Origin of the sequence: Nitrosospira briensis C-128, assembly GCF_000619905.2 — a bacterium.
Classification (GTDB): Bacteria; Pseudomonadota; Gammaproteobacteria; order Burkholderiales; family Nitrosomonadaceae; genus Nitrosospira; species Nitrosospira briensis.
This window is the reverse complement of the sequence record NZ_CP012371.1, coordinates 842447-869292: the sequence shown is the minus strand read 5'-3', so window position 1 is coordinate 869292 and position 26846 is coordinate 842447. Positions and strand designations below refer to the sequence as shown.

Below are 26846 nucleotides of genomic sequence, written 5' to 3'. Positions count from 1 at the left end.
TGACTTAAAATGACCTGATATTGCTATCGACCTGGCTAAATCCCAAGATTGAAATACTCCCGAGGGCCGCGCATCTGCTCCAACTGCCTCAACAATAGATCAAAATCCGCCTGCCTATCGACAAAGTTGAGATTTTCGCTGTTGATTATCATTAATGGCGCATCTTCGTACTGATGAAAAAAACGGGTATAGCTCTCGGTCAACCGGTACAGATATTCCGATGTAATACTGTTTTCAAAAGCGCTGCCGCGTCGCTTGACTCGTTCAATCAGCGTCGCGGGAGACGCCTGCAAATAAATCACCAGGTCGGGTGACGGCGCCTCGGGCTGGAGGTGCTGATAAATTTTTCGATACAGGTCATACTCAGCATCGCTCAGGGTCAGCCTGGCAAAAAGCGGGTCCTTATCGAGCAGAAAATCGCTGATGGTGGGCTTGGCGAACATATCGATTTGCGCCAGCCCCTGTAATTGACCGGCTCGCTGGAACAGAAAGAACAATTGTGTCGGTAGCGCATGGCGGGGAATATCATCGTAGAACTTTGCCAGAAACGGATTTTCACCCGGCTTCTCCAGCAGCAATTCGCTGCCCAGGTGACCGGCGAGACGCCGTGCCAGACTGGTCTTGCCCACGCCTATCGGCCCTTCCACCACGATGTAGCGATATTCTTCCAGCTTCACTGTGCTTACTCTCGTTCGACTTGCTGTCCCGCGCACGCAGCCAGCAAGTCGGCAATGGAACCGTGTCCGGGAATATGGCAGTTTGGCGTAATTTCCTGAAGCGGTTGCAATACAAACGCCCTTTGATGCATGCGCGGATGCGGCAGAATCAGGCAATCCTCGTTCCATTGCAGCCTATCATACATCAGTATGTCGAGATCAAGCGTTCGCGGCGCGTTGAGATATTCACGCACGCGCCCGTGAAAATGCTCGATTTCAAGCAGGGCTTTGAGCAGATCATGGGGGGCGAGCGCAGTTTCAATCAGCGCCACCGCGTTGATGAAATCAGGCTGATCGGTACGCCCCATCGGCGCGCTGCGATAAAGCGAGGAATGCGCCAGCAGATGGCTTGATGGAAGGCGCGCCAGCTCCTCAAACGCTTTCCGTATCTGCGACGCAGGATTATCCAGGTTGCTGCCTAATCCGATATATGCCTGGGAAACGGCGTGACGATCTGATATGCGATTCATGGTACCGGACTATTCCGGCTCGTCCGCAACTGCATTATCGGGGCTCGCGGTATCGGCGGAGGCGGATGTTCGTCGGCCACGGCTTCTTCGGCGCTTCTTTTTCGCCTCGTCCTTGAAAAGCATGGCTTCACGTTCGCTGGTACTGGCATGCTGGAACGTTTCCCACCATTCCCCCAGTTCCATGTCGACCTCGCCGCTCTGGCAACGCAGCAACATGAAGTCATATGCGGCGCGAAAACGCGGATGTTCCAGTAAACGGAATGGCCTGCGTCCTGACCTGCCTATGAAGCGTGGCTGCATTGCCCAGATTTCCTTCATGATGGCATCATACCTGCGCGGGATCGCGAGATTTCCATTCTGTATCGCCAGTACGTCATCCATCGCCTGATGCAAAGCAGGAATCAATTTTTCTTCCGCAGCCTGACGAACGTTCCACCTCGCAAGTACTTCGTGCCATAACAGGGCCGCAAACAGGAAGCCGGGGGAAACCGGTTTTTCCTGACGAACACGCTCATCCGTATTTTCGAGCGCGAGCGTAATGAAGCGCTCACCCAGCGGCTGTTCCAGGATAACGTCCAGCATCGGCAACAAGCCATGATGCAATCCACGTTTACGCAAATCGGTTACGCAGGTCAGCGCGTGACCGGATAGAAGTAATTTCAACATCTCGTCAAATAGCCGCGACGGCGGCACATTCCGCAACAGAGGAGCAAGATCGCCAATCGGCTCGGCGGTAGCCGGATCAATCTGCATATCGAGCTTTGCCGAAAGCCGAACTACTCGCAGCATCCGCACCGGATCTTCGCGATATCGACGCTTGGCGTCGCCGATGATGCGCAAGCGCCGTGCCTTGATGTCGTCATAACCGTTCAGGTAGTCCCAGATTTCTTCGTGGACAGGATCGAAAAATAATGCATTGACGGTAAAATCCCGCCGCCTGGCATCTTCTTCCTGGCTGCCGAATATATTGTCGCGCAGAAGGCGTCCATGCTCGTCAGCATGCGCGTCGGCTACAGTCCCTTCGTCCTCGCCAGCGGAGGTGCTCCCGCGAAAAGTGGAAACCTCCACTGTCTCGGCGCCGCACATCACATGCACCAGCCGAAAACGGCGGCCAATGATGCGCGAACGGCGGAAAACGGCGCGTACTTCCTCAGGTGTCGCATTCGTGGCGACGTCATAATCTTTCGGCTCCAGTCCAAGAAGCAGGTCACGTGCTGCGCCACCGACGACGAAAGCGGAATATCCGGCTTCCTGCAGGCCTGATGTGACTTTCAGCGCACAGGGATTGATGTGGCCGCGCATAATGCCATGTTGTTCACGTGGAATGATATGCGGCTCAGCGGAAGAAGAGCGGGTAGAAGAGACGGGAGCAGATGAGTTGCGGCTGAAGACGCGGCGGAGCAGTTTACGGATCATTACGAAATCGGGAAGCCTCTGAATAAGTCTCGCACGGGCGAACTCATCAAAAAGGTGAGGTTAAGTGATGCAGAAAGTACACTGCTGAACATGGTGCCCACAAAAAGATGAGCTGAAAATCGCCGTTGGCTGCTGAATATGGAATTATCCTAAATCCGGTAGTTGGACGGGGTGAAGTGTATGGTTTTTGGGGTGCAGGGCAAGGCGCAACGACGCGGAATGGTCGTTCCATTCCAAGGAGTTGCAACGCAGCCATGTGCCGCAAAAACTGTTCAATCCGCCCCGTAGCGAACTCACCAATAAGGTGAAGGCCAAGTGATACAAAAAATCTTTGTGGATCATTGCGCTAAACTAAAAAATAAGCGGTCAACTGCCGGATTTAGGATTATACACGCGGCATCGTTTCCGGCACGAAATGGCGGGCGCTTCCGAGAACGAATTCTGTCATATTACACTGGTAAAGTGCTTCGAGATTATCCCGGCTAAGTACTTCTTCAGTGGTTCCCGCAATGGTGCGGCCATTGTCGAACAGCATGAGGATATGGTCGCAGAAGCGGTTTGCCCAGCCAATATCGTGGAGCACCATGACGAGCGCCTTGCCCTGAGCGGCCAATTTGCTGAATAGTCTCATTGCACTCGCTTGATGGCGCAGATCCAGGTGTTGCAGCGGTTCATCCAGCAAATAACATTGTGGCGCCTGGGCGAGCAACAAAGCAATACGCGCGCGCTGGCGCTCGCCGCCTGAAAGCGTAATAAATGGACGGCGGGCGAGTTCGGTCAATTCCATTTCCTCGATGGCTTCACTTGCGATTTCGTGGTCGACAGCCTGCCAGCCAAACATATTTCGGGCATGGGGATATCGTCCAAGCAACACATATTCATGCACATTTCCCCAGAACTCGCCCGGCTCTTCCTGCAGCATAACACCCAGAATGCGGGCAAGTTCGCGCTGAGACCAGGCTTGTGGCGTTTTCCCCGCCACTATTACCGGTGGCTCATCGTTTCCATTGGCGTGGCTCAAACCGGCCAATGCATGGATCAAAGTCGTCTTGCCGCAACCGTTCTGGCCGAGTATTGCCCAGCACTCGCCCGGATTGATGGCCAAGCTCAGGTTCTGGCACAGTATTTTGTCGGGATACCGAAGATTTAGATTCCTGATCTGTAAAACCAACCTTTCTCTCCATTTGTGGCGCCATGTTTAACCCAGATAATCCATTAGACGGCTCTGCGAGCCTACCCAAGTGCTGGCGGTCAGTTTGCGGCCTTTCGCCGCCATTTTTGCTACCTGCGCGGCGTCCATATACCCCAAGCTATGGACTTCTCCCAACCGGCAAAACTGTCTCGCAACCTGCCTCGCCATCATCTCGTGTCCTAATGGATTATCTGGGTTTAATTCATGAAGCAGCCCGAATCACAAACGTCGATGCCGGTGCTTTTTATACCCGCAGGTATTCAATTTTTCTTCCCATCCAACGCTGAAGATGGTGTCTCGCAGCTTCCGGATAGTCACGCAATAATTCCTCGGCGGCGGTGCGAGCCGCATCAAGTAAATCCGCGTCCTGTTCCGGATCGGCAAAGCGCAGCATGGGTACACCGCTTTGGCGGGCACCGAGAAACTCGCCCGGACCGCGAAGGCGCAAATCCTGGCGCGCGATTTCGAAACCGTCGGTTTGCTCGAAAATAATTTTGAGCCGCTCCCGGGCTGTCGCGGATAAAGGCTTCTGATACAGCAATATGCATATCCCTCCTTCCGCTCCCCGTCCCACGCGGCCTCTTAACTGATGCAATTGTGCCAGGCCCATACGTTCGGCGTGCTCGATCACCATTAGCGAGGCATTCGGCACATCCACTCCTACTTCGATAACGGTGGTGGCGATCAGTAGATGAATCTCGCCTTGCGCGAATGATTCCATCACTGCCGACTTTTCCTGGGAGGGGAGTCGTCCATGCACCAGGCCGATTTTCAATTCCGGGAAAGTCAGGCTCAACGTTTCGTAAGTCTCCAGGGCTGTCTTGAGTTGCAAAGCCTCGGATTCCTCGATCAACGGACAAACCCAGTAGGCCTGTTTTCCCGCGCGGCAGGCTTCCTGAATACGGGTGGTGACTTCATGGCGTCGCGTATCCGCGACCAGCTTGGTCACGACCTGGGTTCTGCCGGGCGGCAGCCCGTCAATCAACGACACATCAAGGTCGGCATAATAGCTCATCGAGAGGGTGCGCGGAATGGGCGTGGCACTCATCATCAATTGATGCGGCCTGGCGCCGCTTTTTGTGCCTTTTTCTCGTAATGCCAGCCGTTGGTGAACGCCAAACCGATGCTGTTCATCAATGATCACAAGGCCCAGCCTGTCGAATTCGACCTGCTCCTGGAATAGTGCGTGGGTGCCGATGGCAAGCATGGCTTTACCTTCGACGATATTGGCCAGCATGATTTCCCGCTGTTTTCTTTTCTGATTGCCGGATAACCGGGCAATTGTCATGTCCAGATGAGCCAGGAGTGGGGCAAGCCAGGCGGAAAGCTTCCGATAATGCTGTTCAGCAAGGATCTCGGTCGGGGCCATCAGTGCGGCCTGATAATTATTTTCGATGGCTTGTAACATGGCCAATGCCGCCACGACGGTTTTGCCGCTGCCTACATCTCCTTGCAACAGTCGTTGCATCGGATGGGCCACAGCCAGATCGCGGCTGATTTCAGAAAAAGCCTTTTTCTGCCCGCTGGTGAGTTCAAACGGCAGTGATGCCAGCAGTGCTTCAGTCAACTTGTTTCTGGCGGACAGAACGGGCGCGCTGCCGCTGCGGCGCTGCCGATAATGCAAGCGCATGGACAATTGCTGAGCCAGCAATTCATCGAACTTGATCCGGCGCCAGGCGGGATGGGTGCGTTCCTGCAATAGAGCGACCGGTGCGTCCGGCGGAGGTTGGTGCAGGAATAAGACGCTGTCCTTGAAACCCTGGAGCTGATAATGCGTTAACACCGCACCAGGCAGCGTTTCCGAAAGATAGTCCCATTGACTGCCCGCATCCCGGGTCTGCTGAAGGACTCGACGGATCAGCTTGTGTATCGTTTCCGAAGAAAGTCCGGCAGTGGTGGGATAAACCGGCGTCAACGCATCGGCCAGCGGTTCCTGCTCCCCCACGAGCCGGCATTTTGGATGGACCATTTCAACGCCAAAAAAACCTGCACGGGCTTCTCCAAGCAATCGCACTCGCGTGCCGGTGGAGTAGGCCTTCGCCAGACTACCGTAGAAATTGAGGAAACGCATGAACAAGGTGCCGCTGCCGTCTTCTATCTGACAAACGAGTTGCCGGCGGGGGCGATACATGATTTCGCTGCGGATAATGACGCCCTCGACCTGTACTGTCTTGTTGGCAGGCACATCATTGATGGGATATAGATGTGTTTCGTCTTCATAGCGCAGCGGCAAGTGCAGCACCAGATCGAACTCATCGGCAATGCCCAGCCTGACGAGTTTTTCTTGCACCGTCTTGCTGCCCAGATGAGAAGGGGCATGAGGCGTGGGAGTACATTCCGTGTTGCCCTTCACCCCGGCAATACCAGCACCGCGTCCATTTCCACCAGCGCGCCACGCGGCAGCGCCGCTACGCCTACTGCAGCGCGTGCCGGATAGGGCGCATCAAAGTAGCTGGCCATGATCTCGTTTACTTTTTGAAAATTGGCAAGGTCTATCAGATACACATTCAACTTGACGATATCGCCGAGGACGCCGCCACTCGCCGCTGCCACGGCTTTCAAGTTTAAAAATACCCGATGGATTTGCTCCTCGACTCCATTTACCATCTGCATGGAAATCGGGTCCAGGCCGATCTGGCCCGAAACATAAACCGTATCTCCGCCGCTTACACGTATCCCTTGGGAATAGGTGCCGATTGCCTGGGGCGCATCAGTAGTTTGTATCGTCTTTTTTTTCATGTATTCTCCTTGAGTTGTAATGTGTCTTCGCTCCAAAGGTCTGCAAATTTGGAACTATGAAGGTTGGCTTTGCGATATGATGACGGGAATTTTCGCACATTTCAACCGTAAAATCCCACGCTCGATACTCATCATTGCCACAAAAAAAATAGAATACACTTATAGGCTTATCATCAGCCTCAAGGTATGGACATAAAATTCATATGGCATATGATCAACCATTCGACGGAACGGGAATTTCACACGCGTCCATATTGCCGCGATATCGGGCTTGAGAAACTTATTATCGCTAATCCGATAATAAGCAGCGCATGTATTGCTCACAACTTATAAGTAACAGTCTATGCAAAAACTGATCATACAGGGCGGCGAGCCTCTTTTCGGAGAAGTCCGCATTTCGGGTGCAAAAAATGCTGCCTTGCCAATTCTATGCGCTTCTTTGCTTACGGGTGAAACCCTCACGATAGAGAACGTTCCGCATCTGAACGACGTAACGACCATGCTGAGTCTTCTTGAGCAGATGGGCATCGGCGTCGCAGCGAACGACGACAGGACAGAACTGACTGCCGCGCGACTTTCTCACCTGGTTGCGCCTTATGAGATGGTGAAAACCATGCGGGCCGCAATTCTGGTGCTGGGTCCGATGTTGGCGCGCGCAGGTGCGGCAAGCGTGTCGCTGCCGGGCGGTTGTGCTATCGGCCTGCGGCCTGTTGACCAGCATATCAAAGGGTTGCAGGCGATGGGTGCGGAGATCGATATCGAGCATGGCTACATTCATGCAAAGGCCAAGCGCCTCAACGGTGCGCACATCGTCATGGATATCGTCACCGTCACCGGCACCGAAAACCTGATGATGGCGGCAACGCTGGCCGATGGGACGACCATACTCGAAAACGCAGCGCGAGAGCCGGAAGTAATGGATCTGGCCAACTGTCTTATCGCAATGGGTGCGAAAATTCATGGCGTCGGCACCGATATCATCACGATCGAGGGCGTGGAGGCCTTGCGTGGCGCAACGTATCGCGTCATGCCCGATCGTATTGAGACCGGTACGTTCCTGGTCGCCGCTGCTGCCAGCGGCGGCGAGATACACCTCAGGCAAACCCGCTCCGGCACGCTCGATGCGGTGCTCGACAAGCTGATGGAGGCAGGTGCAGCGATTGAATCCGGAGAAGACTGGATATATCTGAAAATGAATAATCCATTAAAATCGGTAAATCTGCGAACCGCGCCTTATCCGGCGTTTCCTACCGATATGCAGGCACAATTCATGGTGCTGAACAGCGTCGCCACGGGTACTGCAATCATTACCGAAACCATATTCGAAAATCGCTTCATGCACGTGCAGGAATTAAAACGCATGAATGCCGATATCAAGGTCGAGGGCAACACTGCGGTAGTATGTGGCGTGGCCGGTCTCGATGGTGCCAATGTCATGGCCACTGACCTTCGCGCCTCCGCCAGCCTGGTGCTGGCGGGACTGATCGCCAGGGGTGAAACCATCATTGATCGTATCTATCACCTCGATCGCGGCTATGAGCACATCGAGGACAAGCTATCCCGGTTGGGGGCGAAAATCAGACGAGCAAACTAGCAAGTCCAGTGATTCTATTGCCCGAAAAAGCGGCGAAATATGAACCGGCCAGACGCTTTTGCAAGCTGCTGCGCACTTCAGGGCAATGTCATGGCAAGACGAAAACCCAGATAGCGCATGCGTTTGTTCGTATCGAACCAGTTGCGGGTGATAGCCCGCATGTCCTGGGGCCGGTGATTCCACGAGCCGCCAAAAAACATACGCTTTGCGCAATTGCCTTGCCAGCAGGTATCCGTCCATTGCCAGACATTTCCCATCATGTCGTATATCCCGAAAGCATTGGGCTTGAAACTGCCCACCGGCGCGGTTCTTCTGTTGTCCCACTCGCTTCCGCAGCCATCGCAGTTGGCATTATTACGTCCGACATCGTTGCCCCAGTAATAGTCGCTGGTTGAGCCTGCCTGGGCGGCGATTTCCCATTCGTCTTTAGTCGGCAGACGGTAGGTTTTCCCGGTTTTTCCCGATATCCACTGTATATAAGCTTGTGCATCGTCCCAGCTTACATTGATCACGGGCCTGCTGCCGCGTCCCCAGCCATTATCCGGGGCTTGATATCCCCCGCAGCCCCCTGCCGCCACGCAAGCGTCCCATTCCTTGAAAGTTACGGTATATTTCCCGATCGCAAATTTATTGCCCGGAATGGGTATCATTTCAGGGCACTCGGAACAAGCTCCGCCGTCTTCGTTCTGACGTCCGGCTGAATTGGATAAGGCTATCGTTTGTACCGTTTGCTGCTGTTTGCCTACCTCATGCTGGGAGGTTAATCGTATGCCGCTCGTTGTTGCCGCTAATACTACTTTTTGAGTCATATTGCCGTCTATCGGGCGTTCACCTTCAAATGCCTCGCCATTATCGCCATGGGTTCTTTCCTGTATTTCCGCAATTTGCATGCGTTTATCGTTGAATTCGCCGGTGGTCATTCCCCTCACGGCATTATCTTTATAATCGGGCTGGGCACTGGATGCGAATGCACCCGCTTCGGTAGATGCTGCAAAGACCAAGGCGAGCAGGACAGTAGACAAAACTGATTTCATGAATTCCATTTGAACGCGGATGGGGGGATTTTTTCGATTCATGTGTGGGTACCGGGAGCATATCTGCCCGGGTGCATGGCACATAACCACTATCATGAGTGCTTCCAGCCTATATGGTAGCCGATGCCAGCCAGATATGGGGGAAAAATAGACTTGCAGAGGGGGGCCAATTCCCATTAAAGCGATCATTTGTTAAATCCCGAATTCAAGCGTAGTCTTTTCTATTCCTTTAATTGCCCTGGATAAAAATGGATACGGTAGCAGTTCGCTGTTGCATCGCGGGTGGGGGTCCGGCCGGCATAATGATGGGGTTGCTATTGGCTCGCGCGGGTGTTGAGGTGCTGGTTCTGGAAAAGCATGCGGATTTTCTGCGGGATTTTCGAGGGGATACTATCCATCCATCCACATTGGAAGCCATGCATGAGCTTGGATTTCTCGAAGCGCTACTGGATCTGCCGCATCAAAAAGCACATCGGATCAATGGGCAATTTGGCACACTTGCCTTGACAGTGGCTGACTTCGGTAATTTGCAAACCCGATGTCCCTTTATCGTTTTTATGCCGCAGTGGGATTTCCTGAGTTTTCTTGCCGAACGGGCAGCTCGATATCCGACGTTCAGCTTGCGAATGAATACTGAAGTGACTGGGCTCATCGAACAGGAGGGGCGTATCGTCGGGTTGCAGGCGATGACACCGGAGGGTCCGCTGGACGTGCATGCGAGTCTTGTGGTCGGAGCCGATGGCCGGCATTCCACTGTGCGTGCGCGTGCCGGACTGAGGGGCATCGAATATGGCGCACCTATGGATGTATTATGGTTTCGGCTGTCTCGGTGCGCTGGGGATCCGGAAGACCCTGTCGGACGTTTCGATGCGGGCAGGGTTTTTGTCATGCTGAACCGGGATGCCTACTGGCAATGCGGTTTCGTGATTCCGAAAGGTTCGCATGCGCAGGTTCGGGAACGAGGGTTGCCGTCATTACGCGATACGATTGCGGAGCTGGCCCCGTTTGTAGCTGATCGTGTCGGTGAACTGCAAGACTGGGAAGCTATCAAGCTACTCGCTGTTCAGGTCGATCGGCTGCGTCAATGGTATTGCCCGGGCCTTCTCTGCCTTGGTGACGCGGCACATGCTATGTCCCCAATCGGTGGTGTCGGAATCAACCTGGCAATTCAGGATGCAATTGCCGCATCGAATGCACTGGCCGCACCGTTACGGGAGGATAGACCCACTATTGCGGCGCTGCGGCGGATTCAACAGCGCCGCGCTTGGCCAACGCGCATGACGCAGCGATTGCAGCTCTTTCTCCAGAAACAGGTCATTGGCCGTATATTACGTGGCGATGATTCTCTTTCGCCTCCAATTTTTTTCCGTCTACTCGCGCGCTTTCCCTTGCTGCAATGGATTCCCGCTCGATTGATTGGTATCGGGTTTCGTCCCGAGCATATCAAGACGCCTGACGTATGGCTTCGCTGAGCTGAATCGACCGCTAATCTGCTCACGGCATGTCAGTTGGCACATTGGTTTTGTTTTCCCCGGAAACTGGAAGGCACCATCCCTGCCGGTCGATTAAACTATCACATGTCGGTTTTTTTTATGGCCGACTGATAGTTGGTGCGCTAACGCACCGAACCCTCTGGAAAATTCACATAAATTTAAATCGCAGCAATATTGCTGAGTTGATAAAGGATGCAGCCATGAAATTTTCTACAAAATTGAGAGCTAAGTTACTGGCACTGGCAAGCGCGCTGGTTTTCGGCGTGGCCGGTACCGGGATAGTTCATGCGGCTGAGGGTGATTACGACATGCCGGATTCGATAGCGCCCGGTGATTCCGGGGCCGTGAGGGACACGGGTTCCCCGAACCAGGATGAAAGCATAAAAGAGAAATGGAGTAAAAAAGATCGGGCTGCGACCAAGACCACCCCCAAGTATGACAACTCAAGATACAGCACCGACGGAACGGAAAGATATGACGACGATGAAGGAGACAGCGGCACAGGCCCCAAGCTTCCTGGCCGCTATTAACGATGGTGGTGAGGGCTGACACCGGGGTCAGGCTTGCTGGCAGAGTCACGCTTACCGGGGAACTCCTCTCCTCCATTTAGAGTCCGTGGGGTGTTGATTGCTCGAGCAGAGGACACAGGTGCGATGCAGAAGCCGATCTGAGGTCAACGTCGTCTGCCGATATTACCGGTTAATCGGTTTATACCTGATCCGTTTAGGTTTTGCGCCTTCTTCACCAAGACGTTTCCGTTTGTCGGCTTCGTATTCCTGATAATTGCCACTGAAGAACGCGACCTGCGAATTGCCCTCGAACGACAGGATGTGAGTTGCAATACGGTCGAGAAACCAGCGGTCATGCGAGATGACCAGCACACATCCGGCAAACTCCAGCAATGCATCTTCCAATGCCCGCAACGTTTCTACGTCCAGATCATTGGAAGGTTCATCCAGTAACAGGACGTTGCCACCTGAGATGAGCGTTTTTGCCAAATGAAGCCTGCCACGCTCGCCGCCTGAAAGATTGCCGACGTTCTTCTGCTGGTCCGCGCCCTTGAAGTTGAAACGCCCCAGATAGGCGCGAGCAGGCGTTTCATACCTGCCGACAGTGAGGATATCATGGCCATCTGAAATGGTATCGAACACGGTTTTTCCGCTTTCGAGAGCGTCACGCGATTGATCCACATGCGCGATCTTGACGGTTGTGCCAATCGTCAATTCTCCGGAATCCGGCCGCTCCTTTCCTGTGATCATGCGAAACAGGGTGGATTTCCCCGCCCCGTTGGGTCCGATGATCCCGACAATGGCCCCCGGTGGCACTTTAAAGCTCAGGTTGTCGATCAGTAGCCTGTCTCCATACGCTTTGGATACACCCTTCAACTCGATGACTTCATTACCGAGCCTGTCCGCGACGGGAATGAATATCTCCTGCGTTTCATTGCGCTTCTGGTATTCCTGCGAGTTGAGTTCATCGAAGCGGGCAATACGAGCCTTGGATTTGGACTGCCGTCCTTTGGGATTTTGCCTGACCCACTCAAGTTCTTTTTTCAGCGCTTTCTGGCGAGCGGACTCGGTCGATTCCTCCTGTTTCAGGCGGTTTTCTTTCTGTTCCAGCCACGAGCTGTAGTTGCCCTTCCAGGGGATGCCATGGCCACGGTCCAGTTCCAGTATCCACTCCGCAGCGTTGTCGAGGAAGTAGCGGTCATGCGTGACTGCCACGACAGTGCCGGGGAACCGGGTAAGAAATTGCTCCAGCCATTCCACTGATTCCGCATCCAGATGGTTGGTGGGCTCGTCCAATAGCAACATGTCGGGCTTGGATAGCAAAAGTTTGCACAAGGCTACCCTGCGCTTCTCGCCACCCGAAAGATTTTCGATCATGGCATCCCATTCCGGCAGGCGTAGCGCATCGGCGGCGATTTCCATCTGTTGACTTCCATCTCCGCCGCTGACGGCCAGGATAGCCTCCAGCCGGACTTGTTCGGATGCCAATGCATCGAAGTCCGCGTCCGGCTCGGCATAAGCCGCATAGACCTCTTCCAGCTTCTGCTGCGCACCGAACACTTCGCCCAGCCCCTCTTGCACTGCGTCGCGCACAGTCTGCACGGGGTTGAGTTGAGGTTCCTGCGGAAGATAGCCGATATTGAGGTTGGGCATCGCCGTCACCTCGCCTTCGATGTCCTTGTCCAGGCCTGCCATGATTTTCAATACGGTTGATTTACCGGAACCGTTCAGGCCAAGCAACCCTATCTTTGCGCCGGGAAAGAAACTGATGGAAATATCCTTGAGAATCGTGCGCCGGGGCGGGACAACTTTGCCCACTCGATTCATGGTGAGTACGTATTGAGCCATAAAAATATCAGATCAGCAAAATGCTTGAGTTTAACGCATGGAGAACCGACAGACAAAAGAATGACATAAACCCAGTGATGCAGACCGTTCTCCCTTCCGGGTAAGGTCTGAAATATTGCCTTGATAATGCCGCAAACGCCGACAGGCGATAAGAAGAAAAAAAATTCCTGAAACCTCCAATTCTAAAACTGCTGAGTATGAGTTAATATCTCGACCCTTAAACAGATTCTGATTGTTCGTTACTACTGATCCCGTTTACATAAATTCAGGCGAGGCCACATGAATACAAGATTATCGATTGTATGCGCAGTATTGATGTTGGGTGCCTGTGCAAGCCCTACCCGCACAGTGCAAGAAGGCGTTAAAGACCCTGGGCCCAGGGTGGCCGCACGGCCTTTGCCTGCCGCCGAACGCATGACAGTCGGTATCGCGCGTTTCACCAATGAATCAATTTACGGTAGTGGTCTTTTTACTGATGCTTCCGGTGACCGTATCGGAAAACAGGCATCTGATCTGTTGGCCCGGCATCTGATGGCAACGCAACGCTTCAACGTAGTCGAGCGGCAGGATATTGGCAAGCTGGCGGCGGAAGCCGACCTGATGGGCATCAGCAAAGAGCAGTTCAAGCAAAATCTGAAAGGGGTCGACGCTTTGATTCTTGGTTCGGTTGCCGAGTTAGGGCGAGACACCACCGGCAATACATGGTTAGTGGGCAAGCAAAAAACGCAACGAGCGCGGGCACGTGTTGTATTGAGGCTGGTCGATCCCAAGACGGGCCAACTGTTCTATACACAGGAAGGCTCGGGAGAAGCGGACTTGTCATCCAGCAGCACCTTCGGCTTCGGTGGTGCGACCGGTTTTGATTCAACCCTGGAAGGAAAAGCGATCGATGCCGCAATCGTGAATATGATTAACAGCGTGGCACAAACCCTGGATGCACGGCGCGCGATGGGGCAGTAAAAAATATGAAAAACAATCACTATTCCCTGAGTGAACCTAAACAGAACTATTCCAGGTGCATGATGCTGGTCGTCGCAATTGGTCTGGTAGGTTGTAGCGCACCATCCATTTACCATTGGGGCCAGTTTGAGGATGGGCTGCATGACCGGTATGTCAGCCAGAACCATCCACAAGCCGATGCTTATTTGCTCGAAACAATTACTAAGGCCGAGCAGGAAAATTTAAGAATTCCCCCTGGCGCGTATGCGGACTACGGCTTTTTATTGTTCAAACGAGGTGATCGTGAAGGGGCGATTGCCTATTTTGAAAAAGAAAAACGCTTTTTTCCGGAATCCAGCGCCTTTATGACCAAACTAATTGAGCGCGTCAAGCAAAAGGAATCTGATTCTGCTGAAAAACAACAGCCACAGGCAGCTATGACTCAAGGAACTCAACCATGAAGTCAATTCTGATCGTTGCTGCGTGTGTCGCTTTGGGGTTGCTTTCGGGCTGTGCCATTCAGCCAGAGAAAATTGATCTAGCGGCCTTTCACGCACATAAACCACGTTCTATAGTAATTGTACCGGTACTTAACGAGACGACCGAAATCAGTGCCCCATCCGTTTTCGTCTCGACCATCACCAAGCCGTTGGCAGAACGAGGCTATTACGTTTTTCCAGTATATCTGACTGATCTGGTATTACGCGATTTCGGATTGGCGGAAGCCGGGCATATCCATCAACTGGATACGCAACGTTTGTTTGAATTGTTCGGGGCCGACGCGGCACTGTTTATTACTATCAAGGATTGGAGCAGCAAATATATTGTTCTCGCCTCGACGGTTGTTGTGGAGATGGATTACGAGTTGAAGGATACAAAAACGGGTACCGTTCTATGGCATTCAAAACAGCAGGTTGCCCAAAGTTCTGGGGGAGGCGACCCGATAAGCATGGTGGTAAGTGCCGCGATAACAGCTATGCTTGCTGATTATCTTCCGCTGGCGAGACAGGCAAATAACCAGGCATTCATACCCCCTCGAGGTTTGCCCGCCGGGCCTTATAACGCCGATTATGGCAGGGATCAGGACAAGTTTTAACGCGCAGTGCAGTTAGCAGTTAGCATCACGATTGATCTGCTTGCAGTTTCAAGGTCCAGGCAAAGCCTGATGTCTGGATCGGACGATTGAGCGATGCCAGTTCAGCGAACCGGATATTCAGAAAATTTTTCGCCGATGCAATCACACAAACGCAAGTATTTTCTACCCTCCATTGTTCCTCGGCGATGTAGCTCGGGTGAGGCGCTCGGCATTATCCCTGGTATCGTAAATATTGATGTGTGGACGATTTTCGGCCGCCTTTTCCATGCGTTCGCGAATTTCGGTTGCCATTTCATTGTTGCGCCGTACGGCCGGGCGTGCTTCCATGGCCTCGAACCAGCGGATGAAATTGGGAAAAGCAACACTGTCGATGCCGCGATCCTTATGCCCTTTACACCACGGATAAGTGGCGATATCGGCGATAGTATATTCGCTGGAAGCAAGCCACTGGTATTTGCTCAAGCGGTTTTCCAGTACCCGGTACAGACGTAGCGATTCATTGTTGTAGCGATCCCGGGCGTACTGATTATCCTTCGCCTGGCCATTGAAGTGATTAGCTTGGCCGAACATGGGCCCGATATGCGCTACCTGGAAAAACAGCCACTGCAATGTGTCATAGCGCCCGCGCGCATCCTTTGGCATGAATCTTTCGGATTTCTCGGCGAGATAAACAAGGATAGCGCCCGATTCCATCATTGTGTAGGGTCCACCGCCTGGTCCGTCCGTATCCACAATGGCAGGAATCTTGTTATTGGGGCTGAGCTTCAGGTGTTCGGGCTCGAACTGTTCACCAACGCCGATATTCACGTCGATATGCTTCCATTCGACTCCCATCTCCTCAAGCATGATCATCACCTTCTGGCCATTAGGCGTTGGGCTCGAATGCAATTCAATCATGGTTTCCTCCTTGTTTGCTTCGTGCATCGATGTCAATTATCGGGATAATTCTGCCGTTTCATGGCGGATATATTTCTGCGAACTGCGCAAGGCTTCGGTAAACTGATTCAAAACCAATTTTTTCAAAATAATCAGCGGGAATCATGTTATTCAAAATAATCGGGGTTTTATTAGGTTATCACTTCTTCGGCATTTTCGGCGCATTGATCGGCTATATCGTCGGGGGTATCGTCGACCGTTACGTAGCTTACGGCTCGGGTGCGGTCAATCCATTTACGAATGCTCATCGGCAGTCGGTTTTTATCGAAGCTGTTTTTTTGCTGATGGGAAAGCTTGCCAAGGCGGACGGCCATATTTCCCAGGATGAAATCACTCATGTTGAAGATTTCATGCAAAAGCTGCACATGTCGTCCGAACACCGTGAGCGTGCGATTGCCCTGTTCAGGCAGGGAGCAGAGCCGGATTTCGATTTCGAGCCGAAGCTGAACGAATTTATCGCTGTTTGCGGACACACCCATAGCCTGAAGCAGATGCTGCTGGTTTACCTCATTGTCATGGCGCTGTCCGACGGGCGGATGGATACGGCTGAGGAGAGCTTATTAAAAGGTATTGCGCTCCGCCTGGGCTATGATCAGCTTGCGTTTTCAAAACTGCTGGAGATGGTTTTAAACCAGTCACACTTTGCAGGTGGCCGGGTATCTTCCGCGAACGCGCTGGATGAGGCTTATAAAGCATTAGGTGTAAAGAAGGAGAGCAGCGACCAGGAAATCAAACGTGCCTATCGGAAGCTGATAAGCCAGTATCACCCCGACAAATTAATGGGGCAGGGGGTCCCGGAAGATATGATTGCTGTGGCTACCGCACAAACTCAGGAAGTACAGACCGCTTATGACCTGATTAAAAAGAGCCGCAATATGTAAATTAAACAGATCGGGTTTTTAGTCCGGTTCAGGTAATTTTGGTCGAGAGGTTGAAATGAAAGTTGCCGTATGTAGTGCAAAGCCCTATGACCGTCAATTTTTAGAGGCGGCCAATCTTAACATCGGCCATGAACTGGCTTTTTTTGATTTGCCGTTATGCGAAGAGACGCAGCAGATGGTGGAGGGTTTTCCGGCCGTATGCGTATTCGTGAACGATACGCTCAATGCCGATGTGCTAAGGATTCTGTCCTCCCAGGGCACGCGCCTGATCGCCCTGCGTTGTGCCGGCTTCAACAATGTCGACATACAGGCGGCGGTTGACCTGGGGCTTCATGTCGTGCGTGTCCCGGCTTATTCACCGCATTCGGTGGCAGAGCATAGTGTAGGACTGATGCTGGCACTCAACCGGCGCCTTTGCCAAGCCTATAATCGTGTGCGCACCGGTAATTTTGAATTGCAGGGGTTGCTTGGTTTCGAATTGCGCGGCAAGACAGTCGGCATAATCGGTACGGGACGCATCGGTACGGCAGTTGCTCAAATACTGCGCGGATTTGGTTGCCGCCTGATTGCATATGATCCGCAGCACAGCCCCGAATGCATCAGCCTGGGTGCAGAATATGTTCCGCTGGAAAAGCTCTACGCAGACAGCGACATCATTACGGTGCATTGCCCGCTGAACAAGAAAACTCACCATTTAATCGGTAGAGCGGCAATCATGCATATGAAGCGGGGCATCATGCTGATCAACACCAGTCGCGGCGCGGTGATCGATACGCAGGCGGTGATTGAAGGGCTTAAATCATCGAAAATCGGTTACCTGGGCCTGGATGTGTATGAGCAGGAAGGAGACCTGTTTTTTCAGGATTTGTCTGATCAGGTGATACAGGATGATGTATTTCTGCGTCTGCTGACTTTTCCAAATGTACTGATTACCGGGCATCAGGGATTCTTTACCGTTGATGCCCTATCCAGTATCGCGCAAACCACCCTGCAAAATATCAGCACCTTCGAGCGCGATGGCGTATGTCGGAACGAGGTGACGCCGGCGCTATTAAGAATGAGCTGAAGAACCTCTGGAAGCGCCGACGGCGGAGGTTCTCATCGCCGTCCTCATCGCCGCCATTGCCGCAGAATAAACGGCGCCCGGACGAGAAGAGTACCGGTATATGTGGTCGCAATTCACGTGATCCAGCTTGAATTGAGTGAAGTTACCGGAAGCATCGCAAATCCGGTGCATGCCCATACTTTACTGTGTCTTATCCCGAATTCGTCATATCCCCATCGCCATACAGCTCTGATTCGCCAGTGGTAGAACAAATTCTTCATCCAGATACTTCGGCTGATTCGGATCGCATATTCCAGGAACATTCTCTTTCGATCTCCTGAACAAATCCTGCAGCGGAAGCTTATCCAGTTCCTGGATCTTTACTCTCGACGGCTGATATGAAACAAGCCATGCGTCCAGCTTTGTTTGTTGGCTATCGTACAGAACACATCTGCGAGATGAATCAGACTGAGATTCTGATTCCGGAGCCTCGCCGGGATCCACTAGGACGGAAGTCCAAGGAGCCTGATCCTTGAATACGCCAGCACAATTGACTGAGGTTTGGCCTCTGGTAGCCTACTTCCTTCTCGTCATCGCGCTGATGGGCGTAGTCCTGTTGCTTTCGCATGTCATTGGTGAACGCCACCGGGCTGGGGCGGCGGATGAGCTGTTCGAGGGCGGTATTGTCACCGTCGGTTTTGCGCGATTGCGCCTGTCCGCCAAATTTTATCTGATCGCAATGTTCTTTGTGATCTTCGACGTGGAAGCCGTGTTCCTCTTTGCCTGGGCGGTTGCTTTTCGCGAACTGGGCTGGGCTGGGTATATCGAGGTGGTTATCTTCATCGGTGTTCTGGGCGCGGCACTGGCTTATTTATGGATGCTGGGCGCGCTGGACTGGGGTTCCAGCGGCCATCGTTCCCATGGACAAAGGGGGGGCAAACGATGCAATGGTCGCTGAGCAAGGTAACCAACGCGGCTGACTCAACCGTGCCAATCGAGTCCCGCGAGCCCGCTGGGTCAATTGAGCCGCCACGCCACCAGCCGGTCATGCGCAGCAACCATGGTATTGAAGAAGACGGGCAACGCAATGTATTGCTGGCGCGGCTGCAAGACCTCGTTGCGTGGGGCCGCAAAAATTCCGTCTGGCCTTACAACTTCGGTCTCTCGTGTTGTTACGTGGAAATGGCCACGAGCTTCACCAGCAAGTACGACATTGCCCGATTCGGTTCCGAAGTGATCCGCGCCTCACCCCGCCAGGCCGACTTGATCGTCATCTCGGGCACCGTATTCATGAAGATGGCGCCGGTGATCCAGCGGCTTTACGAGCAAATGCTGGAACCGCGCTGGGTTATCTCGATGGGCTCCTGCGCCAATTCCGGGGGTATGTACGATATTTACAGCGTGGTACAGGGGGTGGATTCATTCATCCCGGTGGATATTTATGTTCCAGGGTGTCCGCCGCGTCCGGATGCATTCATGCAGGGCCTGAATCTGCTCCAGGACGCGATTGGCAAGGAAAGGCGTCCGTTGAGCTGGGTCATCGGCCCGCAAGGGGTCGAGCGCTCTGACCGGCTATCACAGCGGGATATCAACAGAACGCGGAGAATGCGCGAGACAGTGTTGCGTGGTCCCGACGAGGTTTGAACCTTGAGCGCGCCTTCATCCAGCGTTGTCGTGGAACAGAACGTTCACGGCATTCTTGCGGAATTGAAGGACCGCTTTGGCGCGGCAATCGGGGCCACGCAGGAAACCTGCGATGGCATGCCGACACAGTGGGTCGCGCGGAACAGCGTGTGCGATGTTTTGCGCTACCTGAAACTGGAGGCGCAGCGTCCTTATCGCATGCTATATGACCTTACCGCCATCGATGAGCGCACCCGCGTTCACCGCGACGATCAGCCGGCCAGTCATTTCACGGTGGTTTATCACCTGCTGTCATTCGAGCGCAATGCCGATATCCGCCTCAAGCTCGCGCTTTCTGTCGACGATCTGCGGGTGCCCACCATCACCGGCATCTGGCCTGCAGCGAACTGGTATGAGCGAGAGATATGGGACATGTTCGGCATCGTTTTCACGGGGCATCCACACCTGCGCCGTATCCTGCTGCCTCCTTGGTGGAAAGGCCACGCGCTACATAAGGACCATCCCGCTCGCGCCACGGAAATGGAACCTTTCCGGTTGCCGCAGGATAAGGGGGATGCTGAGCAGGAGATGCTACGCTTCCATCCGGAAGAGTGGGGAATGCGGCGTGCACATGAAAGCACCGATTTCATGTTTCTCAACCTGGGACCCAACCACCCTAGCGTCCACGGTGTCTTTCGCATCGTATTGCAACTCGATGGGGAGGAAATCGTCGACGCCGTGCCCGATATAGGTTTTCATCACCGCGGTGCGGAAAAAATGGGTGAGCGCCAGTCCTGGCATACCTACATCCCTTATACCGACCGCGTCGACTATCTGGGAGGGGTGATGAACAACCTTCCCTATGTGCTGGCGGTGGAAAAACTGGCTGGCATCGAAGTGCCCGAGCGGGTAAAGGTGATTCGCGTGATGATGGCCGAGTTTTTCCGCATCGCGAGCCATCTGGTGTTCTACGGTACGTATGCACAGGATCTGGGCGCGTTATCGCCCGTATTTTTCATGTTCAGCGACCGGGAGCGGGTATTCGATGTCGTCGAGGCGATTTGCGGAGGCCGCATGCACCCGAGTTGGTATCGCATTGGCGGCGTGGCGCAGGATCTGCCTGATGGGTGGGATCGGCTGGTGCGCGACTTCCTCGATTATCTTCCGCCCCGGCTCGACGAGTATGACAAGATCGCGCTGGGCAATCGCATCCTCAAGGCACGCAGCCGCGGTATCGGTACGTATACGGTGGATGAGGCGATTGAGTGGGGCGTGACGGGGCCGGGTCTGCGTGCCTGCGGTTTTGCATGGGATTTTCGCAAGGAGCGGCCTTACTCGGGCTACGACCAGTTCGATTTCGATATACCCACCGGCCAGCACGGCGATTGTTACGACCGCTGCGCCGTTCGCGCCGAGGAGATTCGCCAGAGCCTGCGCATCATCGAGCAGTGCCTCAACCATATGCCGGCGGGATCTTATAAGGCGAATCATCCGTTGACTACACCGCCGCTCAAGAAGCACACCCTGCATGACATCGAGACCCTCATCAATCACTTTCTGGGCGTGAGTTGGGGACCGGTCATCCCGCCGGGCGAAGCATTCGTCGGCATCGAGGCGACCAAAGGGAACAACGGCTATTACCTGATCAGCGACGGTAGCACCATGGCCTACCGGGTACGCATCCGCACACCTTCTTTTCCGCACCTGCAAATGATTCCCCTGATCAGCCGCGGGTTGATGATTTCCGATTTGATCGCCATTCTGGGCAGCATTGATTTTGTCATGGCCGACGTGGACCGCTGAGGCGAATATGCTGAGCGAGCAGGAAAGACACGAAATAGAGGCACAGTCGCACCACTACCCGAACAATCGAGCGCTGTGTATCGAAGCACTCAAGATCGTGCAGGCGCACCGGGGCTGGGTGTCGGACGAGGGCATTGCGGACGTGGCTGAAGCCCTGCAAATGGCTGCGGCGGAATTGGAGGGTGTCGCGACCTTCTACAACATGATTTTTCGGAAACCGGTGGGCAGGCATGTGATTTTACTGTGCGACAGCGTGAGTTGCTGGATCATGGGTTACGACGGGCTGCGTGAGCATTTGCATGCACGGTTGGGTATCGGGCTGGGCGAGACCACCGCCGATGGCTGTTTCACCCTGTTGCCGAATGTATGCCTTGGTGCCTGCGACCATGCGCCGGCGATGATGATAGACAGCGCGCATTATCAAGACCTGGACCCTGCCGGGATCGATGAAATCCTGGCGAAATATCAGATGAACGAAATACGGGAAGAAAAAAAGGAAAAAAGAGAGCCGCCTGATGGAAACACCGCTGACCCGTAACATCACGCTGGGAAAAATGCCGCCCGATTTCGCGCAGTATGAAAAAGCGGGCGGTTATGCGGCGCTGCGCAAGGCACTGCGCATGGCGCCGGGCGAAGTGATGGCCGCAGTAAAAGAGGCAAACCTGCGTGGACGCGGCGGTGCAGGTTTTCCTACTGCGCAGAAATGGAGTTTCGTGCCAATGGGAGACGACGCGCCCCATCCAAAATATCTCATCTGCAATGCGGACGAGATGGAACCCGGCACATTCAAGGACCGCCTGTTGCTCGAAGGCGACCCGCACCAGCTATTGGAAGGCATGATCGTAAGTGCGTATGCGGTTCAGGCCGATGTCAGCTACATTTTCCTGCGCTGGGCTTACAAGCTTGCGGCGCAGCGGCTGGAGCAGGCAATCGCCGAGGCCTACCGCCAGGGCTACCTGGGCAGGAATATTGCCGGCTCGGGGTATAGCCTGGAGCTTCACCTCCACGTCAGCGCTGGGCGCTACATGTGCGGGGAAGAGACCGCGTTGCTGAACGCACTCGAGGGCAAGCGCGCCAATCCAAGAGCGAAGCCTCCCTATCCCCAGGTAAGCGGCCTGTGGGGCAAGCCTACCGTCGTCAACAATGTTGAAACGCTATGCTGCGTGCCGCATATCTTGAACCACGGCGCGGCCTGGTTCAAGAACCTGAGTCGTAGCGGCGATGGCGGCACCAAGCTGTATGGTGTAAGCGGAAGAGTGAAGAAGCCGGGACTGTGGGAATTGCCGATGGGCACGACCATCCGCGAAATTCTGGAAGAGCACGCTGGCGGCATGCGGGACGGTTACCAGCTTCGTGGCCTGCTGCCGGGTGGGGCATCGACAGATTTCATGGTGGCTGATCACCTTGATGTGGCGATGGATTTTGACTCGATGCAGGCGGCGGGTAGCCGCCTTGGCACCGGTACCATGATTATCCTCGACGACAAGACCTGCCCTGTCGGCATGCTGCACAATCTGGAACACTTCTTTGCGCAGGAATCGTGCGGCTGGTGCACGCCTTGCTGGTCTGGGCTGTCGTGGGTGGAACAGATACTGAAAGGCCTGGAAGATGGCAAGGGGCAAGTCTCGGATCTGGAACGGCTCCAATCTCATGCGCGCCTGCTGGGCCCGGGGCATACGTTTTGCGCACTGGCGCCCGGCGCCGCGGAACCACTGCAAAGCGGCCTCAAGTATTTTGGAGACGATTTCGACCGGCACATCCACGAGAAGCGGTGTCCTTGGAAATGAAGATGGCGACGATTCACATCGATAATCGACCCTATTCGGTAAAGGACGGAGAAAACCTGCTGCAACAATGTCTTTCACTGGGGTTCAACCTTCCATATTTCTGCTGGCACCCCGCATTAGGCTCGGTAGGCGCGTGTCGGCAATGCGCCATCAAGCAGTTCAAGAACGAAGAGGACAAGCACGGCAAGATTGTCATGGCCTGCATGACGCCAGCCACAGACGGTGCCCGCATCTCGATCGAGGATCCCGAGGCGCGGGAATTCCGCGCAAGCATAATCGAATGGCTGATGGTCAACCACCCACACGACTGCCCGGTGTGTGATGAGGGCGGCGAATGCCATCTGCAGGACATGACGGTGATGACGGCGCATACTTACCGCCGTTATCGTGGCCGGAAGCGTACATTTCACAACCAGGACCTCGGTCCTCTCGTTAACCACGAGATGAACCGCTGCATTCAGTGCTACCGCTGCACACGCTTCTACCGCGACTATGCCGGCGGACGTGATTTCGATGCGCTGGTGCTTGGCAACCGGGTCTACTTTGGCCGTCATCAGGACGGTACTCTCGAAAGCGAGTTCAGCGGGAATCTGGTGGAGGTCTGCCCCACCGGTGTTTTTACCGACAAGTCCCTGAAGCAGCATTACACGCGCAAGTGGGATTTTCAGACGGCGCCTTCAGTATGTGTGCACTGCGGGTTGGGCTGCAACACGATCCCCGGCGAGCGCTACGGCACATTGCGTCGAATTCACAATCGTTTCAATGGCGCGGTCAACGGCTATTTTCTATGCGACCGCGGACGTTACGGGTACGACTTCGTCAATAGCGAACAGCGTATCCGGCGTCCGGCTCTGCGGAAAGACCGAAGCGCACCCTTTCAGTCCATCAGCAAAGGCGAAGCCATACAGTTTCTGGCCGGGCTAGCGGCCAATGGAACCAGGACAATTGGTATCGGGTCTCCGCGCGCCTCGATCGAAGCCAATTTTGCATTACGCATGCTGGTTGGGCCCGAACGGTTTTATGCCGGCGTTTCCGAACAGGATGGTCGTCTACTCGCTTCCATGCTGGATATTCTGGGGCAGGGTCCGGCGCGTTCGCCATCATTGCACGAGGTGGAGCTTGCCGACGCCGTTCTGGTGCTGGGCGAGGATGTAACCAATACCGCGCCGCTACTGGCGCTTGCGCTACGCCAGTCGATTCGTCGCCAGCCGCAGAAGATTGCCGAGAAGATGCATATTCCACACTGGAATGACCATGCGGTCCGTGCTGCAGTGCAGCAGGAGCGGGGGCCGCTATTTGTCGCTGCCATCGCCGCCACCAGGCTCGACGATGTTGCTACGGAGATGTTTCGCGGGGTTCCCGACGATTTGGCCCGTCTCGGGTTCGCAGTGGCGCATGCGCTCGATTCGAGGGCGCCGCCGGTACCGGACCTACCGGATACGATACGGACGCTGGCCGATACCATCGCAAAAGCGCTAAAGGCCGCGGAGCGTCCACTCGTCGTTTCCGGCATGGGTTGCGCCAGTGCGGCCGTCCTGGAGGCGGCAGCCAGCGTGGCGTGGGCGCTATGCAATACGGGGCATCCGGCGGAGCTTTGCTTCGCGGTTTCTGAATGCAACAGCCTGGGTGCTGCCATGATAGGCGGCGCCACTCTCGAACTGGCGTTCGAGACAGTGCTCGGCACCGCTGCATATACAGGGATCGCAGGCGACACCGTTATTATCCTGGAAAATGATCTTTACCACCGCGCCGCCGCTGCGGCGGTCGATCAGTTCCTCGCAGCCGCAAGGAACGTTGTGGTCATCGACCACATCAGCCATGCGACCAGTGCGAGAGCGGACGTGGTGCTGCCAGCCGGAACTTTCGCCGAGACGGACGGCACGCTGGTGAATAATGAAGGCCGGGCGCAGCGCTTCTTTCAGGTGTTCGTCCCCCAGGGCGATATTCAGGAAAGCTGGCGTTGGGCGCAAGACCTCATAACGGCAACCGGGGCTGATAAAGACGATCCCTGGCTGAACCTGGATCAGGTGACTGCCGCCTGCGCTGCTTCAATTCCAGGATTACAACCTATTTTGCGAGCTGCGCCGTCGGCAGATTTTCGCATTGATGGCCAGAAGATTCCCCGCCAGCCACACCGTTACAGCGGGCGAACCGCCATGCTGGCGAACATCGACGTGCATGAACCCGAGCCACCCGAAGATCCGGATGCGCCGCTCTCATTCTCGATGGAAGGATATCCGAACCATCCTCCGCCGGCGCTCAATCCGCGTTTTTGGGCGCCCGGCTGGAACTCGGTACAGGCACTCAACAAATTTCAGGACGAGGTGGGGGGGACGCTCACCGGCGGGGATCCGGGTGTGCGCCTGATCGAGCCGCTACCGGCCGGAAAAGTCGAGTACTTTACCAACATACCGTCAGCATTTGAGCGGCGCACGGGCGAATGGCTGGTCGTGCCGCTTCGTCATATCTTCGGCACAGAGGAGTTGAGTGCGCTCGCGCCTGCACTTGCAGAACTTGCCGCAAAGCCATACCTTGCGCTCAATCCACGCGATGCGGCGGAGCTCGGCCTTGCCGCCGGAGACGACTCGCAACTGCAGTTACAACGGAATCCCGGCCAGAAGTATAAGCTGCCGGTGCGGTTGGAGCCCGGATTGCAGCGCGGTTCCGCCGGCCTGCCAGTCGGTTTGCCGGCAGTGGCTGGAATCGTCGTGCCGGCATGGGGCAAGGTGACAAGGATGGGAAAGGAGACTCCATCATGAGCGAACTGGCGCTTGCCTGGTCGAACGTGATCCTGATTCTGGCCGTTGTGTTCAGTTTCGCGGCACTGTTGTCCTGGATCGAGCGTCGCCTGCTCGGCGTCTGGCAGGACCGCTATGGGCCGAACCGGGTCGGACCGTTCGGTCTGCTGCAGATCGTCGCCGATGCGATCAAGCTCCTCGCCAAGGAAGACTGGGTGCCGCCGTTTGCCGAAAAAGCCCTGTTCGTGCTGGCGCCGGTAATCATCGCCATCACCGCGCTGCTTGCGTTCGCCGTTGTGCCCGTTGCGCCGGGCATCGGCGTAGTCGATCTGAACATCGGCTTATTATTTTTCCTCGCCATGTCCTCGCTGGGGGTTTACAGCATTGTTCTGGGCGGATGGGCCTCGAATAACAAATACTCGTTGCTGGGCGGGTTCCGGGCAGCAGCACAGATGCTGAGCTACGAGGTCTTCATGGGGCTCTCGCTGATGGGCGTGGTCATGCTGGCCGGTTCGTTCAATCTGCGCGATATCGTCGCGGCGCAGGAAGACCTGTGGTTTTGCATTCCGCAGATCCTCGGGTTCATAACCTTTACCGTTGCCGGCATTGCCGAAGCGCGTCGACTGCCTTTCGATCTCCCAGAGGCGGAGAACGAGTTGGTCGCCGGTTTCCACACCGAATACTCCAGCATGAAGTTCGGGCTGTTTTTTATCGGCGAATACGTCGGCGTCATTCTCATTTCGGCGATGATGGTGACACTGTTCTTTGGCGGCTGGCTGGGGCCGCTATTGCCTCCATTGATGTGGTTTCTGCTTAAAACCTTCATTGTCATCGGTTTCTTCATTCTTTTGCGCGCGTCGTTGCCACGGCCCCGCTACGACCAATTGATGGCCTATGGCTGGAAAGTGATGCTGCCCCTCACCCTGGTCAATCTGCTGGTCACAGGGGCGATCGTATTGGCATGGGAATCATGAGAGTGCCGGTGGA

Annotated in this window: 25 protein-coding genes; 15 read left to right on the top strand and 10 right to left on the bottom strand. The window is 54.7% G+C overall.

Annotation, left to right across the window (positions count from 1 at the left end; all coding sequences use genetic code 11):
• Window positions 1-35 precede the first annotated feature (35 nt).
• From F822_RS03950 to F822_RS03925, 7 genes are all read right to left on the bottom strand, one after another.
• Entirely contained in the window at window positions 36-677 is a 642-nt protein-coding gene (locus tag F822_RS03950) for a deoxynucleoside kinase (RefSeq protein ID WP_025040735.1), read from the bottom strand.
• Between the two features lie 5 nt (window positions 678-682).
• Window positions 683-1186 (bottom strand): 2-amino-4-hydroxy-6-hydroxymethyldihydropteridine diphosphokinase, encoded by a 504-nt coding sequence (folK, locus tag F822_RS03945; protein WP_025040734.1) that lies wholly within the window; start codon window positions 1184-1186, stop codon window positions 683-685.
• A 9-nt stretch (window positions 1187-1195) separates the two neighbouring features.
• A complete protein-coding gene (gene pcnB, locus F822_RS03940; RefSeq protein ID WP_025040733.1) occupies window positions 1196-2602 on the bottom strand; it encodes a polynucleotide adenylyltransferase PcnB in 1407 nt (468 codons plus the stop codon).
• A gap of 385 nt (window positions 2603-2987) precedes the next feature.
• On the bottom strand, window positions 2988-3707 hold the full coding sequence (locus F822_RS03935) for an ABC transporter ATP-binding protein (protein WP_231623566.1): 720 nt from the start codon (window positions 3705-3707) through the stop codon (window positions 2988-2990).
• A gap of 93 nt (window positions 3708-3800) precedes the next feature.
• A complete protein-coding gene (locus F822_RS15175; RefSeq protein WP_156304336.1) occupies window positions 3801-3965 on the bottom strand; it encodes a hypothetical protein in 165 nt (54 codons plus the stop codon).
• A 73-nt stretch (window positions 3966-4038) separates the two neighbouring features.
• Window positions 4039-6147 (bottom strand): ATP-dependent DNA helicase RecG, encoded by a 2109-nt coding sequence (recG, locus tag F822_RS03930; protein WP_025040731.1) that lies wholly within the window; start codon window positions 6145-6147, stop codon window positions 4039-4041.
• Window positions 6144-6533: a RidA family protein gene (locus tag F822_RS03925; protein WP_025040730.1), complete on the bottom strand. Its 390-nt coding sequence runs from the start codon at window positions 6531-6533 to the stop codon at window positions 6144-6146. The genes recG and F822_RS03925 overlap by 4 nt, the downstream gene beginning before the upstream one ends.
• Before the next feature lie 343 nt (window positions 6534-6876).
• Between F822_RS03925 and murA the strand changes: the two genes are divergently transcribed.
• Window positions 6877-8127, top strand: coding sequence for a UDP-N-acetylglucosamine 1-carboxyvinyltransferase (gene murA / locus F822_RS03920; protein WP_025040729.1), 1251 nt, complete (start codon window positions 6877-6879; stop codon window positions 8125-8127).
• Between the two features lie 77 nt (window positions 8128-8204).
• Here the strand turns inward: murA and F822_RS03915 are convergent, their stop codons facing one another.
• Window positions 8205-9161 carry a formylglycine-generating enzyme family protein gene (locus F822_RS03915; protein WP_197272879.1) on the bottom strand — a complete coding sequence of 319 codons (957 nt, stop codon included), beginning with the start codon at window positions 9159-9161 and terminating at the stop codon, window positions 8205-8207.
• Between the two features lie 248 nt (window positions 9162-9409).
• Between F822_RS03915 and F822_RS03910 the strand changes: the two genes are divergently transcribed.
• Together F822_RS03910 and F822_RS15170 are read left to right on the top strand one after the other, a co-directional pair.
• Entirely contained in the window at window positions 9410-10633 is a 1224-nt protein-coding gene (locus F822_RS03910; RefSeq protein ID WP_025040727.1) for an FAD-dependent oxidoreductase, read from the top strand.
• 221 nt (window positions 10634-10854) lie between these two features.
• On the top strand, window positions 10855-11184 hold the full coding sequence (locus F822_RS15170) for a hypothetical protein (protein ID WP_036575441.1): 330 nt from the start codon (window positions 10855-10857) through the stop codon (window positions 11182-11184).
• 162 nt (window positions 11185-11346) lie between these two features.
• Here F822_RS15170 and ettA read toward each other — a convergent pair whose 3' ends face one another.
• Window positions 11347-13011 carry an energy-dependent translational throttle protein EttA gene (gene ettA, locus F822_RS03900; RefSeq protein ID WP_025040725.1) on the bottom strand — a complete coding sequence of 555 codons (1665 nt, stop codon included), beginning with the start codon at window positions 13009-13011 and terminating at the stop codon, window positions 11347-11349.
• A gap of 279 nt (window positions 13012-13290) precedes the next feature.
• Here ettA and F822_RS03895 point away from each other — a divergent pair, with 279 nt between their 5' ends.
• Genes F822_RS03895 through F822_RS03885 form a run of 3 tightly spaced genes read left to right on the top strand, consistent with a single transcriptional unit; the run spans window position 13291 to window position 15046 of the window.
• The gene (locus F822_RS03895; protein ID WP_025040724.1) at window positions 13291-13971 is read left to right on the top strand and encodes a CsgG/HfaB family protein; all 681 of its coding nucleotides are present in this window, start codon (window positions 13291-13293) and stop codon (window positions 13969-13971) included.
• 5 nt (window positions 13972-13976) lie between these two features.
• Entirely contained in the window at window positions 13977-14411 is a 435-nt protein-coding gene (locus F822_RS03890) for a DUF4810 domain-containing protein (protein ID WP_025040723.1), read from the top strand.
• The gene (locus F822_RS03885; RefSeq protein WP_025040722.1) at window positions 14408-15046 is read left to right on the top strand and encodes a DUF799 domain-containing protein; all 639 of its coding nucleotides are present in this window, start codon (window positions 14408-14410) and stop codon (window positions 15044-15046) included. The genes F822_RS03890 and F822_RS03885 overlap by 4 nt, the downstream gene beginning before the upstream one ends.
• 162 nt (window positions 15047-15208) lie before the next feature.
• Here the strand turns inward: F822_RS03885 and F822_RS03880 are convergent, their stop codons facing one another.
• On the bottom strand, window positions 15209-15943 hold the full coding sequence (locus tag F822_RS03880; protein ID WP_025040721.1) for a glutathione S-transferase family protein: 735 nt from the start codon (window positions 15941-15943) through the stop codon (window positions 15209-15211).
• Window positions 15944-16086: 143 nt separating this feature from the next.
• Here F822_RS03880 and djlA point away from each other — a divergent pair, with 143 nt between their 5' ends.
• The 9 genes from djlA to nuoH all read left to right on the top strand — a co-directional run bounded on the left by djlA (window position 16087) and on the right by nuoH (window position 26833).
• A complete protein-coding gene (gene djlA / locus F822_RS03875) occupies window positions 16087-16863 on the top strand; it encodes a co-chaperone DjlA (protein ID WP_025040720.1) in 777 nt (258 codons plus the stop codon).
• 55 nt (window positions 16864-16918) lie between these two features.
• Window positions 16919-17929, top strand: a complete 1011-nt coding sequence (locus tag F822_RS03870) for a 2-hydroxyacid dehydrogenase (RefSeq protein ID WP_025040719.1) — start codon at window positions 16919-16921, stop codon at window positions 17927-17929.
• Between the two features lie 511 nt (window positions 17930-18440).
• Window positions 18441-18866 carry an NADH-quinone oxidoreductase subunit A gene (locus F822_RS03860; protein ID WP_025040717.1) on the top strand — a complete coding sequence of 142 codons (426 nt, stop codon included), beginning with the start codon at window positions 18441-18443 and terminating at the stop codon, window positions 18864-18866.
• 89 nt (window positions 18867-18955) lie between these two features.
• Window positions 18956-19552, top strand: coding sequence for a NuoB/complex I 20 kDa subunit family protein (locus F822_RS03855; protein WP_156304462.1), 597 nt, complete (start codon window positions 18956-18958; stop codon window positions 19550-19552).
• Window positions 19553-19555: 3 nt separating this feature from the next.
• Window positions 19556-21334 (top strand): NADH-quinone oxidoreductase subunit C/D, encoded by a 1779-nt coding sequence (gene nuoC, locus F822_RS03850; RefSeq protein WP_025040715.1) that lies wholly within the window; start codon window positions 19556-19558, stop codon window positions 21332-21334.
• 7 nt (window positions 21335-21341) lie between these two features.
• Window positions 21342-21872, top strand: coding sequence for an NADH-quinone oxidoreductase subunit NuoE (gene nuoE / locus F822_RS03845; RefSeq protein ID WP_025040714.1), 531 nt, complete (start codon window positions 21342-21344; stop codon window positions 21870-21872).
• Window positions 21850-23121 carry an NADH-quinone oxidoreductase subunit NuoF gene (gene nuoF / locus F822_RS03840; RefSeq protein ID WP_025040713.1) on the top strand — a complete coding sequence of 424 codons (1272 nt, stop codon included), beginning with the start codon at window positions 21850-21852 and terminating at the stop codon, window positions 23119-23121. Before nuoE ends, nuoF begins: the two co-directional genes overlap by 23 nt.
• A 2-nt stretch (window positions 23122-23123) precedes the next feature.
• Window positions 23124-25880, top strand: coding sequence for an NADH-quinone oxidoreductase subunit NuoG (gene nuoG / locus F822_RS03835; protein WP_025040712.1), 2757 nt, complete (start codon window positions 23124-23126; stop codon window positions 25878-25880).
• On the top strand, window positions 25877-26833 hold the full coding sequence (gene nuoH / locus F822_RS03830) for an NADH-quinone oxidoreductase subunit NuoH (protein ID WP_025040711.1): 957 nt from the start codon (window positions 25877-25879) through the stop codon (window positions 26831-26833). Before nuoG ends, nuoH begins: the two co-directional genes overlap by 4 nt.
• The last annotated feature ends 13 nt before the right edge of the window (window positions 26834-26846 follow it).